14 protein-coding genes are annotated in these 14,073 nt (G+C 72.9%); 5 read left to right on the forward strand and 9 right to left on the reverse strand.

Features of this window, described 5'->3' with window-relative positions; translation table 11 throughout:
* Positions 1-234 precede the first annotated feature (234 nt).
* Both ACFVYX_RS17785 and mscL read left to right on the forward strand, forming a co-directional pair.
* Positions 235-639: a hypothetical protein gene (locus ACFVYX_RS17785; protein ID WP_389682289.1), complete on the forward strand. Its 405-nt coding sequence runs from the start codon at positions 235-237 to the stop codon at positions 637-639.
* A gap of 114 nt (positions 640-753) precedes the next feature.
* A complete protein-coding gene (mscL, locus tag ACFVYX_RS17790) occupies positions 754-1,290 on the forward strand; it encodes a large conductance mechanosensitive channel protein MscL (RefSeq protein WP_389682290.1) in 537 nt (178 codons plus the stop codon).
* 19 nt (positions 1,291-1,309) lie between these two features.
* On the opposite strand, the gene ACFVYX_RS17795 is transcribed toward mscL, so the two are convergent.
* The 6 genes from ACFVYX_RS17795 to ACFVYX_RS17820 form a co-directional block, all read right to left on the reverse strand.
* On the reverse strand, positions 1,310-1,525 hold the full coding sequence (locus ACFVYX_RS17795; RefSeq protein ID WP_389682291.1) for a hypothetical protein: 216 nt from the start codon (positions 1,523-1,525) through the stop codon (positions 1,310-1,312).
* 75 nt (positions 1,526-1,600) lie between these two features.
* Positions 1,601-1,987, reverse strand: a complete 387-nt coding sequence (locus tag ACFVYX_RS17800) for a hypothetical protein (RefSeq protein WP_389682292.1) — start codon at positions 1,985-1,987, stop codon at positions 1,601-1,603.
* The gene (locus ACFVYX_RS17805; protein WP_389682293.1) at positions 1,984-2,634 is read right to left on the reverse strand and encodes a ubiquinol-cytochrome c reductase iron-sulfur subunit; all 651 of its coding nucleotides are present in this window, start codon (positions 2,632-2,634) and stop codon (positions 1,984-1,986) included. The genes ACFVYX_RS17800 and ACFVYX_RS17805 overlap by 4 nt, the downstream gene beginning before the upstream one ends.
* Entirely contained in the window at positions 2,631-3,230 is a 600-nt protein-coding gene (locus ACFVYX_RS17810; protein WP_030315529.1) for a 4Fe-4S dicluster domain-containing protein, read from the reverse strand. Before ACFVYX_RS17810 ends, ACFVYX_RS17805 begins: the two co-directional genes overlap by 4 nt.
* A gap of 7 nt (positions 3,231-3,237) precedes the next feature.
* Entirely contained in the window at positions 3,238-5,562 is a 2,325-nt protein-coding gene (locus ACFVYX_RS17815; protein WP_389682295.1) for a molybdopterin oxidoreductase family protein, read from the reverse strand.
* Positions 5,559-6,689, reverse strand: a complete 1,131-nt coding sequence (locus tag ACFVYX_RS17820; protein WP_389682296.1) for an MFS transporter — start codon at positions 6,687-6,689, stop codon at positions 5,559-5,561. The genes ACFVYX_RS17815 and ACFVYX_RS17820 overlap by 4 nt, the downstream gene beginning before the upstream one ends.
* A gap of 272 nt (positions 6,690-6,961) precedes the next feature.
* On the opposite strand from ACFVYX_RS17820, the gene ACFVYX_RS17825 reads away from it, so the two are divergent.
* The 3 genes from ACFVYX_RS17825 to ACFVYX_RS17835 all read left to right on the forward strand — a co-directional run bounded on the left by ACFVYX_RS17825 (position 6,962) and on the right by ACFVYX_RS17835 (position 10,166).
* Positions 6,962-8,149, forward strand: a complete 1,188-nt coding sequence (locus ACFVYX_RS17825; protein ID WP_389682297.1) for a low temperature requirement protein A — start codon at positions 6,962-6,964, stop codon at positions 8,147-8,149.
* Complete coding sequence (locus tag ACFVYX_RS17830) at positions 8,146-9,225, forward strand: P1 family peptidase (RefSeq protein ID WP_389682299.1); 1,080 nt, start codon at positions 8,146-8,148, stop codon at positions 9,223-9,225. Before ACFVYX_RS17825 ends, ACFVYX_RS17830 begins: the two co-directional genes overlap by 4 nt.
* A gap of 83 nt (positions 9,226-9,308) precedes the next feature.
* Positions 9,309-10,166, forward strand: a complete 858-nt coding sequence (locus ACFVYX_RS17835; RefSeq protein WP_389682300.1) for a DUF6227 family protein — start codon at positions 9,309-9,311, stop codon at positions 10,164-10,166.
* Positions 10,167-10,323: 157 nt separating this feature from the next.
* Here the strand turns inward: ACFVYX_RS17835 and ACFVYX_RS17840 are convergent, their stop codons facing one another.
* Genes ACFVYX_RS17840 through ACFVYX_RS17850 form a run of 3 tightly spaced genes read right to left on the reverse strand, consistent with a single transcriptional unit; the run spans position 10,324 to position 14,023 of the window.
* On the reverse strand, positions 10,324-12,315 hold the full coding sequence (locus ACFVYX_RS17840; RefSeq protein ID WP_389682301.1) for a fructose-specific PTS transporter subunit EIIC: 1,992 nt from the start codon (positions 12,313-12,315) through the stop codon (positions 10,324-10,326).
* A complete protein-coding gene (gene pfkB / locus ACFVYX_RS17845; RefSeq protein ID WP_389682302.1) occupies positions 12,312-13,265 on the reverse strand; it encodes a 1-phosphofructokinase in 954 nt (317 codons plus the stop codon). Before pfkB ends, ACFVYX_RS17840 begins: the two co-directional genes overlap by 4 nt.
* A complete protein-coding gene (locus ACFVYX_RS17850; RefSeq protein ID WP_389682303.1) occupies positions 13,262-14,023 on the reverse strand; it encodes a DeoR/GlpR family DNA-binding transcription regulator in 762 nt (253 codons plus the stop codon). Before ACFVYX_RS17850 ends, pfkB begins: the two co-directional genes overlap by 4 nt.
* Positions 14,024-14,073: the final 50 nt, after the last annotated feature.

Below are 14,073 nucleotides of genomic sequence, written 5' to 3' on the forward strand. Positions count from 1 at the left end.
CGGGCGGTTCCCGCGATGTCGTCTCCCCTTCCCTCCCCCAGCACCTCTGCCTTCCCTGCCTCTTCCGGCTCCTCTGTCTCCTTCGGCTCCTCTGCCTCCTCCATGGCTTTCGGCCCCTCGCCTCACCCCTCCGTTCCGGCGCCGTGCGCGGTGCCGGTCTTCGAGCCCCTCCGGGTACGGGGTGCCCGGCGCCGGCTGCGGCGGGCGCTGAGGCGGGGGCGGTGGGCGCCGGCGGTGCTCCTCGCGCTCGCGGCGGCCGCCCTCACCGTCGCGAGCGGCGCCCCGGCGGCGCCGCCGCCCGACGCCGGAGGGCCGCCGGCCTCCGCCGTCGCCGCCCGCGCGCGGCCGTCCGTCGCCGTCCGCCTGGTGTCCGCTCCGGTCCGGATCGCCGACGCCGCGACCGTACGGCTGCTGCGCCCCGGTGACCGGGTCGACGTGATCGCCGCGCCCAACTCCTCGCTGGGCGCGGGCGGTGAGGCCCGGGTGGTGGCCTCGAGCGCCCGAGTGGCCGAAGTACCGCACCCGGGCGAGACTCGTTCGGACGGAGGTGCGCTCGTCGTCCTGTCCGTGCCGCGGTCGACGGCGACGGCCCTCGCGGGTGCCGGGGTCACCTCACAACTGGCGGTGACGGTGTGCTGATTCGCACTGACTCCGTGTCAAGTCACCGTTACGAGTGTACGGATTGGACGCCTCTGCGCCGTTCGCGGCCTAATGGCTGCGCACACAGCGACACAAACAACGAAAGGCACCTTGGTGGCCGAGAAGAAGGAAAACGTGATGGCGGGCTTCAAAGCCTTCCTGATGCGCGGCAACGTGATCGATCTCGCGGTGGCGGTCGTCATCGGTGCCGCGTTCACCAACATCGTGAACTCGGTGGTCAAGGGCGTCATCAACCCGCTCGTGGGAGCCTTCGGAACGAAGGACCTGGAGAGCTACCAGTCCTGTCTCAAGGGCCCCTGCCAGGTCGACGACGCGGGGAACGCGGTCTCCGGCATCCCGATCATGTGGGGCACCGTCCTCAGCTCGATCCTGAGCTTCCTGATCACGGCGGCCGTCGTCTACTTCCTGATGGTCCTGCCGATGGCGAAGATCCTCGCGAAGCGCGCCGCGCACGACAAGGCGAAGGAGGGCGTCGCCGAGACGATGGAGATCAGCGAGCTGGAGGTGCTCAAGGAGATCCGCGACCACCTCGTCTCGCAGCGCGGCCCGTCCACGGGGACGGGAACGGGCGCCGGCACGGGCGGTGGCTCGGGGACGGGCGGCGGTTCGGGGGCGCACCCCACCTCCTGACCGGCGCCGCAGGCCGGAATCAGAGGTGGTGCGGCGGCTTCTCGTCGAGGAAGCGCGCGAGGTCGGCAGCACTGCCGCCGCCGGCCGGAGGCCGCTCGCCCCACCCACGGTCCGTGTCGTCCGCGGACTGCTGGTCCAGCGGATCGTCGAAGACGAGTACCGGCTTCGTCTCGGTCGTGGGATGCGGGCCGGGCCGCTTCGCGTCTCGCGGTCCGTGGGCGGGGGCGGTGCTCATGTCTTCAGGGTACGCCCGCGGCCCCGCCCCGCACCTCTCTCCGCGGACTTCCGGAACGGGTCCGCGCCCAGCGGCTCAACGGTCCTTCGGGTCCACCAGCCAGAGGCCGAGCACCACGAGGAACGACAGGACGAGGAAGCCCGCGCCCCACCACGCGGTGCCGGTGTCGCCCGACATCCACTCGTCCACCACGGTCGTCAGCGCCCAGAGCTGGCCGATGACGACCGTGAGGGCCAGCGCCAGACGGGCCGACAGCTTCGAGGAGCGTTCCGGTTCCTGCTCCGTGCCGGCTCCCGGTCCCGGCCCGGTGTGCCGGACGCGGGGATCGCCGTAACCGCTGGTGGGGCGGATCTGCGGATACCTCTCGTGCACGGGACGGTTCAGCCGGGGCTGCGCGCTGCCGGGGCGGTACGCGGGGGGCCGGGGAGTCTCCGGATCCTGGGGGAACGGGGCGCCCGTCATGTCCGCTCACTCCTCTCCGTCGTCGTCCGGGCCGGTCCTCCGGCGCCGAAGCCGGGGCAGCCGGGGCGGTCCTCGCCGTTCTGGCGGCAGAAGCCCTCGACGGCGCTCTCGCCCGAGCGGGCGGTGCCGATCGCCCAGACGCTGCCGTCGGCCTGTTCGACGAGCAGCACCTTCGGCAGGCCCCTCGGCGGCGGGCCGGCGGTGACCTCTCCCGTACGGGCGTCGAAGACACCTTCGTGGCAGGGGCAGTACAGCTCGCCCTCGCTGCCCCGCTCCTTTCGCCACAGCACGGCGCAGGCGAGGTGGGTGCAGACGGCGGAGTAGCCGGTGAGGGTGCCGTCGTCCATGCGGACGGCGATGGCCCGGTCCTCGGCGCCCGGGTAGCGGAAGGCGAGGGACTCCCCCGGCTCGATCCGGTCGGCGATCTTCTTGATCTCGGGCGCGCCCTCGGCGTCCCCGTGCCGGTGGAGGATGCCCGAGGCGACGGCGACGCCGCCGACTGCGAGGCCGCCGGAGACGGTCGCGACGATCCGCAGGTAGTCGCGGCGGGTGGTGAGGGAGTCGGCGGCGATCCGGTCGTGGAGCGCCTCCCGGGCCGTGTCGGCGCCGGGGTCCGCGGCGGGCGGCTGGGGGTCGGTGACGCTCAACGGACATCCCTTCCATTGATCTCGACGACGGGAAGGCCGCCGGGCACCGGCCACTGGACCTTGTCGGCGGGGACGACCATGGCCACCCCGGTGGAGACGGTGGTGGAGCCGAAGGTGAAGGAGTCGGCCACCTGGACGCCGGGGCGTTCGGCCTGAAGCTCTTCGAGGGTTCCGTAGAAGAGGGCGCCGGTGGGGCAGACGGTGGCGCACATGGGGGCGAGGCCGTAGGCGGTGCGGTCGTAGCAGAGGTTGCACTTCATCTGGAGCTTCGCCTGGAGGTCGATCTTGGGGACGCCGAAGGGGCAGGCGTTGACGCAGTTGGCGCAGCCGATGCAGCGGGTGGTGTCGGCCTGCTGCACCACGCCGTCGGCGGTCACGAGGATCGCGTCGGCGGGGCAGACCTCGGCGCAGGGGGCGACGGGGTCCTCGCAGTGCATGCAGACGGTCGGGAGGGAGGCGACGGAGTGGCCCTCGTCGGGGTAGTCGAGGTGGATCATCGACTTGCCGCGGTGCGAGTCGCATTCACGGCAGGCGGAGACGCAGGCCTGGCAGCCGATGCAGCGGCCCGGGTCGATGAAGATCGTGCGGCCCATCATGCGCGGGTCAGCTCCTCTCCGCGGTGCCGCGGCCCTGGGGGGAGGTGGGGGGCAGCGGGTCGGTGCGGGAGACCTGGGTCTCCGGGTAGGCCCGGTGTCCGGGGGCGGTGGGCGGCGCCGGGACCTCGTCGACGTGCGGGGCGGGCTCGATGCGGGCGGCGCAGACCTTGTACTCCGGGATCTTGGAGCGGGGGTCGAGGGCGTCGATGGTGAGGGCGTTGGCCGCGGTGGGGACCGGCCAGTGGTAGGGGACGAAGACGGTGTCGGGGCGGATGGCCTCGGTGACCAGGGCGGGGAAGACCTCGCTGCCGCGGCGGGTGACGACCCGGACGGGGTCGCCGTTGCGGAAGCCGTGGGAGGGGTGGACCTCGACCCAGGGGCGGGGGGTCTGTTCGACGAGGGCGCCGAGGCGGCGGGTCTGGTTGCCGGAGAGGAAGTGGGCGACGGTCCGGCCGGTGGTCAGCGACAGCGGGAACTCCTCGCTGTACGGGTCCATCGGCGGGTGCCACTCGACGACCTGCAGATGGATCAGGCCGTCGGGGTGGTAGGTGCGCCCGTCCTCGAAGAGGCGGGGGGTGCCGGGGTGGTCGGTCGTGGGGCACGGCCAGGAGATCCCGCCGGTCTCCTCCAGGCGTTCGTAGGTGATGCCGTAGTAGTCGTTGACGGTTCCGGCGGAGGCGACGCGGAGTTCCTCGAAGACGGAGCGGGAGTCGGGGAAGTCGAACTTGTCGCCCGCGCCGAGCCGCCGGGCGAGTTCGCACATGACCCAGGTGTCGGTGCGGACGCCGGCGGGGGGTTCCTGTGCCTTGTTGTGCTTGACGACCCGGGCCTCGGCGTTGGCCATGACGCCCTCGTCCTCGGCCCACACGGTGACGGGGAAAACCACGTGCGCGTTGGCCGCGGTCTCGGAGAGGAAGAAGTCGAACTGGGCGTGGAACTCGAGGGTGTCGTAGCCGTCCTTGACGGTGGCGTAGTGGGGCAGGGAGACGAAGGGGTTGTTGCAGATGCCGATGAGACCGCGGATCTCCTTGCGCTGCATCTGCCAGACCATCTCCATCATGGAGGTTCCGGCGGGCGGCAGTTCGGTCTCGTCGATGCCCCAGATCTCGCAGATCTGGCGGCGGTGCTCGGGGTTGGTGATGGAGCGCCCGCCGGGGAGGAGGTCGGACTTCTGGCCGTGCTCGCGGCCGCCCTGACCGTTGCCCTGGCCGGTGATCGTGCCGTATCCGGCGCCGGGCCTGCCGATGTTCCCGGTGGCGGCGCAGAGGTTGATGATCGTGAGGCAGTTCTCGACGCCCTGGGAGTGGTGCTCGACGCCGCGGGCGTGCCAGGCCATGGCCTTGCCCGCGCCCGCGAACATGCGGGCGACCTGGACGATCTGTTCCTCGGGGACGCCGCAGATCCGGGCCGCGCGGGCGGGCGGGTAGTCGGCGACGGTCTTCCTGACCTCCTCCCAGCCGGTGGTGTGGGCGGCGAGGTACGCCTCGTCGGTGAGGCCTTCGGCGACGACGACGTGGAGGACGGCGTTGAAGAAGGCGGAGTCGGTGCCGGGCTTGAGGGCGACGTGGATGTCGGCGGTGCGCGCGATGGCGGTCTCGCGGGGGTCGACGACGATCAGTGTGGCGCCCCGGTCGCGCGCTCCCCACAGGTACTGGGTCATGACGGGGAAGCACTCGCCGACGTTGGAGCCGGCGATGAGGAGGCAGTCGGTGAGGAGGATGTCGGAGAACGGGTTGCCGGCGCGGTCGATGCCGAAGGCGAGCTTGTTGGCTCCGGCGGCGGAGACCATGCAGAGGCGTCCGTTGTAGTCGACGTGCCGTGTCTTGAGGGCGACCCGGGCGAGCTTGCCGACGAGATACGTCTTCTCGGAGTAGAGGCTGGCGCCGCCGAGGAGACCGAAGGCGTCGTTGCCGTACTCGCCCTGGATGCGGCGGATCTCGGCGACGGTGTGGTCGAGGGCCTCGTCCCAGCCGACCTCGCGGAACTCCTCGTCGCGACTGCGGCGCATGAGCGGTGCGGTGAGCCGGTCGGGGTGGTTGACCTGCTGGTAGGCGTTGATGCCCTTGGGGCAGAGCCGCATCCGGTTGATGTCGTGGTTGCGGGGTTCGACGCCGAAGACCTTGCCGCCGCGGTCGACCCGGAGGTACATGCCGCACTGGACGCCGCAGAAGCAGCAGTGGGTGGGGACGAGGGTCTCGCCGTTCTGGTCGGCGTGCCAGCGGTCGGCGGGGATGCCGCCGGCGTCACGGAAGGCGCGGGTGCCGGGCGGGGCGAGGGAGGGGTCGAGCGGCACCGGCTGCCCGGGAGTGGTCGCGGGGTCGGTCGCCGTCATCGGAAGCCCTTCTTGACGTGGTCGAGGTAGGCGTTGCCGCGGAGGACGCGCTTGCAGCGGGGGCAGTACTCGGCCCACTCGTCGAAGCCCAGGTCGAGGTCGCGCATGGTGCCCTTGAGGTTCTCCACGTACGGCGCGGTGTCGATGGGCTCGTGGCAGCGGCGGCAGGCGAGCACCTCCTCGTCCGTGCGGCGGGAGGTGTACTTGAAGAGCTGCATGCCGACGGCGGCGGGCCGCTGCACGATGTGGAAGAACTTCCCGAAGGGGATGTAGATGAGGGTGAAGACGACTGACACCATGTGGAGGATCGCGAGGAACTCGTAGCCGCCGCCGTGCAGGAAGACCGACGAGAAGGTCAGCAGGAGCCCGGTCACGGAGATGACGACGAGGGCGATCAGCGGCACGAGGTCGTAGGCGAAGCGCTGGCCGGTGACGGCCCCTCGGTCCTTCATCCGGCGCCGGAGGAAGTAGACGGCGCCCGCGATGACGAGGACGGCGGCGATGTCGAGGCCGTGGAACATGAGCCAGCCGAGGATGCCGAGGGCGTCGAATCCGATGATCTTGAAGCCCCAGATCCGCATTTCGTACCCGGGACCCGAGCCGGTGGCGGAGGTGAAGGTGAACCAGCCCCAGGTGAGCGGGAAGGTGATCGCGGCGGCGAGCAGACAGCCCCAGAAGATGAGCTGGTGGGCGGCCCAGCGGGCATGGGAGCGGGCGCCGAGGAACTTCTGGAGGCCGAGGTAGGTGGCGATCATCTTCGGGAGGGCGGTGGGCGCCCTGCGGAAGTTCGCGACGGAGAAGAAGGAGCGCCACCCCTGCCTGAAGAGGCGGCGGGCGCCGGGCGCGGAGACCCAGACGGTGTAGCGGTAGGCGACGCCGAAGGCGAGGAAAACGGTGGCGACGGCATAGGGCAGGAGGGCCGAGTCGAAGTCGCGGAGCAGTCGGCTGCCGAAGACGATCGCGAGGATCAGCAGGGCGGAGACGGCGGTGCCGGCGAGGGCGGCGCGGCGGCGCACGGCGGCCGGTGTCCGCGGCGCGGGGACGTCGGCGGCCGTGCTGCCGGGCGCGGGGCCCGGGGCGGGTCCGGGCGCGGGGGGCGGCTCGGCTGTCTTCGGTGGCTCGGTCACGCGGTTACGGTAAGTCCGTATGTGCGCTTTCGTCCTGTTTTGCGAGGTAGCGGGGTGAGGGCGTCGCTCAGAGGATCCGGGCGGCGGTGGCGCGCAGGGACCGGGGGGCGGCCGGGGCCGGCGGCGGCCAGGATCGGAGACGGCCGGGGCCGGCGGCCGTCAGGACCGGAGACGGCCGGGGCGCGCGGGCCGCGTGACTCGCCGCCGGAGGAGCGCGTCACTCCGCGTGGCAGAAGCGCGGGAGGGTCTCCGGCTCATGATGTGCTGAGGTCATGACACAACCGTTCCTGCCCCTCACCGCACGCTCCCGCGAGGAGTCCCACCGGGCGGCCACGCCCCTGGAGCTCTTCTTCGACCTGTGCTTCGTCGTCGCCGTCGCCCAGGCGGGCGCGCAGCTCGTGCACGCGGTGGCCGAGGGGCACGCGGGCGAGGGAATCATCAACTACGCGATGATCTTCTTCGCCATCTGGTGGGCGTGGATGAACTTCTCGTGGTTCGCCTCCGCCTACGACAACGACGACGTTCTCTACCGGGTCGTCACCCTCGTCCAGATCGCCGGTGTACTGATCCTCGCCGCGGGCGTCTCCCGGGCCTTCGAGGAGCACGACTTCCTCGTCGTCTACCTCGGCTACCTCGTCATGCGGCTCGCGCTCGCCACCCAGTGGCTGCGCGCGGCCCACCACGCCACCGACCCCGCCGAGCGGGCGATGTGCCGGCGATACGCGGGCGGGGTCGTCGCGGTGCAGATCGGCTGGCTGGCGCTGATCCTCGCGCCGGAACCGGCCCGCCCCTGGGTCTTCCTCGTCATGGCGCTGGCCGAGATGGCCGTCCCCCTGTACGCGGAGAAGGACAAGCCCAGCACCTGGCACCCGCACCACATCGCCGAGCGGTACGGCCTGTTCACCATCATCGTGCTCGGGGAGACCGTCGCCGCCGCGACCGTCGCCGTGAAGTCCGGCATCGTCGAGAACGACGCCCTCGGCGAGCTGCTGCCGATCGCCGCCGGCGGTCTGCTGCTGGTCTTCGCCGCCTGGTGGATCTACTTCGTCGTCCCCGCGCACGACCGCCTGTCCTCCAGCCGTCAGGGCTTCCTGTGGGGTTACGGCCACTACGTGATCTTCGCGTCCGCCGCCGCCGTCGGCGCGGGCCTGGAGATCGCCGTGGAGCAGGCCGTGGGCAAGGCGCACATCTCCACGCTGGCCGCCTCGGCGTCGGTGACGATCCCGTCGGCCGTGTTCCTGCTGTCGGTCTGGCTGCTGCACGCCCGCTACTTCAAGGTCGGCATCGCGCAGCAGCTCGTCCTGCCCGTCTCCGCGCTCCTGATCCTGCTGTGCTCGTTCGCGGGCCGCTGGGCGGTCCTGGCCGCCGGTCTCGTCGCGGCGGCCACGGTCGCCGTCGGCGTGACCCTGACCGCCCGGAACCCGGCGACACGCGCTCCCCGTGGTGGGCAGGGAGCATGACACAGCCCGAGGGGACGAACCGCCGGGACGCCATCACCGACGTCGGCGGGCTGCGCGTGGGGCACGCGCGCGTGGAAGGGGACGGGGCGCTCAGCGGCACCACGGTGGTGCTGGCGCCGGAGGGCGGGGTCGTCGCCGCCGTCGACGTGCGGGGCGGAGGGCCGGGTACGCGGGAGACGGACGCGCTCGACCCCCGGAACGTCGTCCAGCGGATCGACGCCGTCGTGCTCACCGGCGGCAGCGCGTACGGGCTCGAATCCGCCACCGGGGTGATGGCCTGGCTCGAAGAACGGCACCGGGGCGTGCGGGTGGGGCCCGACCCGTCCCACGTGGTGCCGGTGGTGCCCGCCGCGTGCGTCTTCGACCTGGGCAGGGGCGGCGACTTCGCGGCCCGGCCTGACGCGGCGACGGGACGGGCGGCGGCCGAGGCGGCCGACGCGAGCGGCGACCACGCGCGCGTGGAGACGGGCGCGGTCGGCGCGGGCACCGGCGCGGTGGTCGGCGGCCTCCGGGGCGGGGTGGGCACGGCGAGCGCGGTCCTGGAGTCCGGGATCACGGTCGGCGCGCTGGTGGTCGTGAACGCCGTGGGCTCGGCCGTCGACCCGGCCACGGGTGCGCTGTACGGGAGTTTCTACGCCGAGGGCGGCCCGCCGCCCTTTCCCGCGGCGGCCGTGCACGAGGCGGCCGTGCGGCGCCTCACGGAGGCGCGGGCGGCGAGCGTCCCTCCCCCGCTGAACACCACGCTCGCCGTCGTCGCGACGGACGCGGCGCTGACCCGGGCCCAGGCGCAGAAGGTCGCGGGCACGGCGCACGACGGCATCGCGCGGGCCCTGCGCCCGGTGCACCTGATGAACGACGGGGACACCGTCTTCGCCCTGGCCACCGGTGTGCGGGAGCTGCCGGACGGCCCCGGTCCGCTGGCCCTGAACGAGGTCCTCGCGGCGGGCGCGGACCTGGTGACCCGGGCGATCGTGCGGGCGGTGCTCGCCGCCCCCGGCGGCCGGCGCGGTCCCGGCGGGGACTTCCCCTCCTACGGCGAGCTGTACGGAACGGAACCGGTCCCGTACTCCCGGTAAGCTCAAGGGAGTTGACCCGGAACGGCCCGCCCGGGCCGGGAACTTCCCCCGGGCACCCTTCGTTTTCCGGAACCCCGGACACGATGTCAGACCCAGGGACTACGTTAAGCAAGCACCAAGTGACATGCGGCGACGGCCTGGAGACCCTCTTGAACGATCCGCAGGATCCTCACGATCCGTACGAGACGACCGAGACGCATGTTGAGCGGCTCCTCGGCCGGGCGCTCAACTCCTTCGATCTGCCCGACTCGACCGTCGAGCGCCTCGGCACGGCGCTCGCCCACTCCAGCGCGCTGCACTCCTCGCACCACAGCGCGTCGCTGCACCGCTCCACCTACCGCCACACGTATCTGCTCGGCGACGGCAGCGCGCTCTCCCTCTGGGAGCTCACGCACAACGCCGGCCGGGACGGCACCGAGCAGCACGAGCTGTACACCGAGGAGTCCGAGGCACGGCTCGCCGCCTCGCGTCTTCCGTCCGGGGCCCTGCCGGGCTGGAGCGCGGAGCGCTCCGACGGCCGCGCCCTCGACGAGGACGGGGACGGGGACGACGAGGCCTTGGCGCTCCTGAGCGCCCTGCTCGCCCGCCCGATACCCGCCCAGCCCCGGATGTACGTGCCGGACAACTCCGCCGACCATGCGCGCCGCGTCCTGCGGCGCGCGGAGAACGCGGACCGGCCGGGCGAGCGGACGGCCCGCCGGCTCCGGCTCGCCTTCGCCCACCACATCACCCAGGCGTTCGGACGCCACTCCCTCGCGGAGGGGGGCCGGGACGCCGGCTTCACCCTCTACGAGCACCAGTTCCTGCTGCTCGACGGAAGTGAGGTCAGCCTCTGGGAGGTCGAGCACACGTCGACGCCCGACGGCCGGCACATGTGCGAGGTGTACGAGTCCGAGGGCGCGGCCCGCGAGGCGATGGAGTCCCGCTCCCGGGTCCGCTGACGCCTCGCGCGTACGCACCCCGTCGGCCGTTCCCGCACCGGTCGTTCCCGCGCCGGTCGGACCTGCGCGGGGAGGGCCGCCTCGGCCGAGGGGCGGTGCGCTCGCGATGCGCACCGCCCCTCTCGACCGGGCCCCCTCCTGTCCGGAGGCCCGGGGGTCAGGCCGCCACGGTCACCTTCGTGTCGACGGCCTGGGCGGGCTCCCCCTCCGGGGCGGTCCGGCGCACCCCCTTGAGGAGGATGACGAGACCGGCGCTGACGACCGTGCCCGCGACGATGGCGAGCAGATAGAGCAGCGGGTTCCCGATGAGGGGGATGACGAAGAGGCCACCGTGCGGGGCCCGCAGGGTGCATTCGAAGGTCATCGACAGGGCGCCCGTGACCGCGCCGCCGGCCATCGCCGCCGGGATGACCCGCAGCGGGTCGGCGGCGGCGAAGGGGATCGCGCCCTCGGAGATGAACGAGGCGCCGAGGACCCAGGCCGCCTTGCCGTTCTCGCGTTCGGTCCGGGTGAAGAGCCTGCCCCGCACGACCGTGGCGAGGGCCATCGCGAGCGGCGGCACCATGCCCGCCGCCATCACGGCGGCCATGACCTTGAGGGAGCCCTCGTTGGGGTTGGCGAGGCCGCCGACGGCGAAGGCGTACGCGACCTTGTTGACCGGGCCGCCGAGGTCGAAGCACATCATCAGGCCGAGGATCACGCCAAGGATGACCGCGTTGGCGCCGGAGAGCCCGGACAGCCAGTCGGTGAGCGCCTTCTGGAGCGAGGCGATGGGCTTGCCCACGACGAGGAACATCAGGAAGCCGACGACGACCGAGGACACCAGCGGGATCACCACCACCGGCATGACGCCCCTGAGGACGGCGGGAATCCTCACCCGCTGGATGGCGAGGACGGTGGCGCCCGCGATCAGGCCGGCGACGAGACCGCCGAGGAAGCCCGCGTTGACGGTGAGCGCGATGGCGCCGCCGACGAAGCCGGGGACGAGGCCCGGGCGGTCGGCCATCCCGTAGGCGATGTATCCCGCGAGGACCGGTACGAGGAAGCTGAACGCGAGACCGCCGGTCTGGAACATCAGCGCGGCCCAGCTGTCGGCCTGGCCCCAGGCGAAGTACTCGGTGACGGACGGGGCCTTGTCGATGTCCCAGCCGCCGATGGCGAAGCCCAGGGCGATGAGCAGACCGCCGGCGGCGACGAACGGCACCATGTAACTGACGCCGGACATCAGCCACTTGCGGAGCTTGGTGCCGTATCCCTCGTGCGGTTCGCCCGCGTTCTCGACGGGCGTGGGCTTCGCGGCGGAGCCGGCGGAGACCTCGCCGCGCTCGGCCCTGCCCCGGACCTCGGCGATCAGTTCGGCGGGCCGGTTGATGCCGGCCTTGACGCCGACGTCGACGGTCGGCTTTCCGGCGAACCGTTCCTTCTCCCGTACGGGCACGTCGTGGGCGAAGATCACGCCGTCCGCGGCGGCGACGACGGCCGGGTCGAGCCGGGTGAACCCGGCGGATCCCTGCGTCTCGACGGCCACCTCGACACCGGCGGCCTGTCCGGCCTTCTCCAGGGACTCGGCGGCCATGTAGGTGTGGGCGATGCCGGTAGGGCAGGAGGTGACGGCGACGATCCGGAACGGCTCCTCGGCCACGGGAGCGACCGGCGCGCCCGTCGGCTCCTCGGACTCTTCCTCCCCAGGCTCTTCCGCCTCGGGCTCCTCCTCCCCCGCGATCAGCGCCGCCGCCCCCGCCGGGGAGGCCGCCGTGCGCAGGGCACTCGTGAACTCCTCGTCCATGAGGTGGCGGGCCAGGGCGGAGAGGATCGTCAGGTGGGCGTCGTCCGCGCCCGCCGGGGCGGCGATCAGGAAGATCAGGTCCGCCGGGCCGTCCGGGGCGCCGAAGTCGACACCGGCGGCCGAGCGGCCGAAGGCGAGGGTCGGCTCGGTGACATGGGCGCTGCGGCAGTGCGGGATACCGATGCCGCCGTCGAGGCCGGTCGGCATCTGCGCCTCCCGGGCCGCGACGTCCGCGAGGAAGCCGTCCAGGTCGGTCACCCGCCCGAGGGCGACCATGCGCTCGGCGAGCGAACGGGCCGCCGCTTCCTTGGTGCCGGCGGACAGGTCGAGGTCGACCAGGTCCGCGGTGATCATCCTGCTCATCGCGGGCTCCCTTGCTCGCTGAGTACTCGGTCGAGGGGTACGCCGGAGGTCACCGTGACCGCCGACGGGTCCAGGTCGCCCGGCGTGGGCATCTCGCTGCCCGGCAGCCGCACGGCTGCGGCGCCGTGGGCGACGGCCGCGGCCAGGGCGTCGGGGCCCTCGCCGCCCGCCGTGAGGAAGCCGGCGAGTGAGGCGTCGCCGGCGCCGACGTCGGAGCGGACCACGGAGACGGTGGCGTGGCCGTACCAGACGCCGGCCGCCGAGACGAGGAGCTGTCCGTCGGCGCCGAGGCTGGCGAGGACGGCGCCCGCGCCGAGGCCGCGGAGTTCCTCGGCGGCCTTGACGGCGTCGCCGACGGTGAGGAGAGGACGGCCGACGGCCTCCGCCAGTTCGTCGGCGTTGGGCTTGACGACGTCCGGGCGGGCGGCGAGCGCCGCGAGCAGGGACGGGCCCGAGGTGTCGAGGGCGATCCGGGCGCCGGCGCCGTGCGCGCGGGTGACGAGACGGGCGTACCACGCGGCGGTGAGGCCGCGCGGGAGGCTGCCGCAGCAGGCGATCCAGTCGGCGGCGGGCGAGTACGCGCCGACGGTGGTCAGGAGGGTCTCCGACTCCTCCTCCGTGAGCTCCGGGCCCGGTGCGTTGACCTTGGTGAGGGTGCCGTCGGGCTCGGCGAGCGCGATGTTGGAGCGGGTGTGTCCGGCGACCGGGACGGGCGCGACCTCGATGCCCTGTCCGGCGAGGAGCTGGGCGACGAGTGCGCCGGGGGCTCCGCCGAGCGGGACGACGGCGACGGTGCGGTGTCCGGCGGCGGCGACGGCCCGGGAGACGTTGACGCCCTTGCCGCCGGGGTCGACGCGTTCGGCGCCGGCGCGCAGTACCTCGCCGCGGTCGAGGGCGGGGATCTCGTACGTCCGGTCCAGGGAGGGGTTGGGGGTGACGGTGAGGATCATGCGCGGACGACTTCCGTTCCCGCCGCCTCGATGGCGGCGGCGTCCTCGGGGCTGAGGCCGCTGTCGGTGATGAGCAGGTCGACGTCGGTCAGGTCGCCGAAGCGGGCGAAGTGCTCCTGGCCGTGCTTGGCCGAGTCGGCGAGGAGGACGACACGGCGGGCGGCCGCGGCGACCGCGCGCTTGACGGCCGCCTCGGCGAGGTCGGGGGTGGTGAGGCCGTGCTCGGGCGAGAAGCCGTTGGCGCCGAGGAAGGCGACGTCGGCACGGATCTCCCCGTACGCCCGGAGCGCCCAGGCGTCGACGGCGGCGCGGGTGCGGTGGCGTACGCGTCCGCCGACGAGGTGGAGGTCGATGCCGGGGTGGTCGGCGAGACGGGCGGCGGCGGGGAGGGCGTGGGTGACGACGGTCAGCGCGCGGTCGAGGGGGATCTCGGCGGCGAGGCGGGCGACGGTCGATCCGGCATCGAGGACGACGCTGCCCTCCTCGGGCAGTTCGGCGAGGGCGGCCCGGGCGATCCGGTCCTTCTCGTCGGCGGCGGTGGACTCGCGTGCGGTGAGGTCGGGCTCGAAGTCGCGCGAACCGGCGGGGATGGCGCCGCCGTGCACCCGGCGGACGAGCCCGGCCCGGTCGAGGGCCTTGAGGTCGCGCCGTACGGTCTCGGCGGTGACCTGGAACTCCTCGGCGAGGGAGAGGACATCGACGCGTCCGCCCTCGCGGGCGAGCCGCAGGATCTCTTGCTGACGCTCGGGTGCGTACATGGGGTTTACGTCCGTTCGATGCCCGAACCTGTGGTTTCGGGGTCAGAGTA

It is taken from the genome of Streptomyces sp. NPDC058326 (genome assembly GCF_042879855.1).
Taxonomy (GTDB): Bacteria; Actinomycetota; Actinomycetes; order Streptomycetales; family Streptomycetaceae; genus Streptomyces.

What these genes read in the sequence shown, in the direction of transcription:
- ACFVYX_RS17795 (WP_389682291.1), bottom strand. Translation starts at nt 1,525, where the DNA reads ATGAGCACCGCCCCCGCCCACGGACCGCGAGACGCGAAGCGGCCCGGC.
- ACFVYX_RS17800 (WP_389682292.1), bottom strand. Translation starts at nt 1,987, where the DNA reads ATGACGGGCGCCCCGTTCCCCCAGGATCCGGAGACTCCCCGGCCCCCC.
- ACFVYX_RS17810 (WP_030315529.1), bottom strand. Translation starts at nt 3,230, where the DNA reads ATGATGGGCCGCACGATCTTCATCGACCCGGGCCGCTGCATCGGCTGC.
- ACFVYX_RS17815 (WP_389682295.1), bottom strand. Translation starts at nt 5,562, where the DNA reads ATGACGGCGACCGACCCCGCGACCACTCCCGGGCAGCCGGTGCCGCTC.
- ACFVYX_RS17825 (WP_389682297.1), top strand. Translation starts at nt 6,962, where the DNA reads ATGACACAACCGTTCCTGCCCCTCACCGCACGCTCCCGCGAGGAGTCC.
- ACFVYX_RS17830 (WP_389682299.1), top strand. Translation starts at nt 8,146, where the DNA reads ATGACACAGCCCGAGGGGACGAACCGCCGGGACGCCATCACCGACGTC.
- ACFVYX_RS17835 (WP_389682300.1), top strand. Translation starts at nt 9,309, where the DNA reads ATGTCAGACCCAGGGACTACGTTAAGCAAGCACCAAGTGACATGCGGC.
- ACFVYX_RS17840 (WP_389682301.1), bottom strand. Translation starts at nt 12,315, where the DNA reads ATGAGCAGGATGATCACCGCGGACCTGGTCGACCTCGACCTGTCCGCC.
- pfkB (WP_389682302.1), bottom strand. Translation starts at nt 13,265, where the DNA reads ATGATCCTCACCGTCACCCCCAACCCCTCCCTGGACCGGACGTACGAG.
- ACFVYX_RS17850 (WP_389682303.1), bottom strand. Translation starts at nt 14,023, where the DNA reads ATGTACGCACCCGAGCGTCAGCAAGAGATCCTGCGGCTCGCCCGCGAG.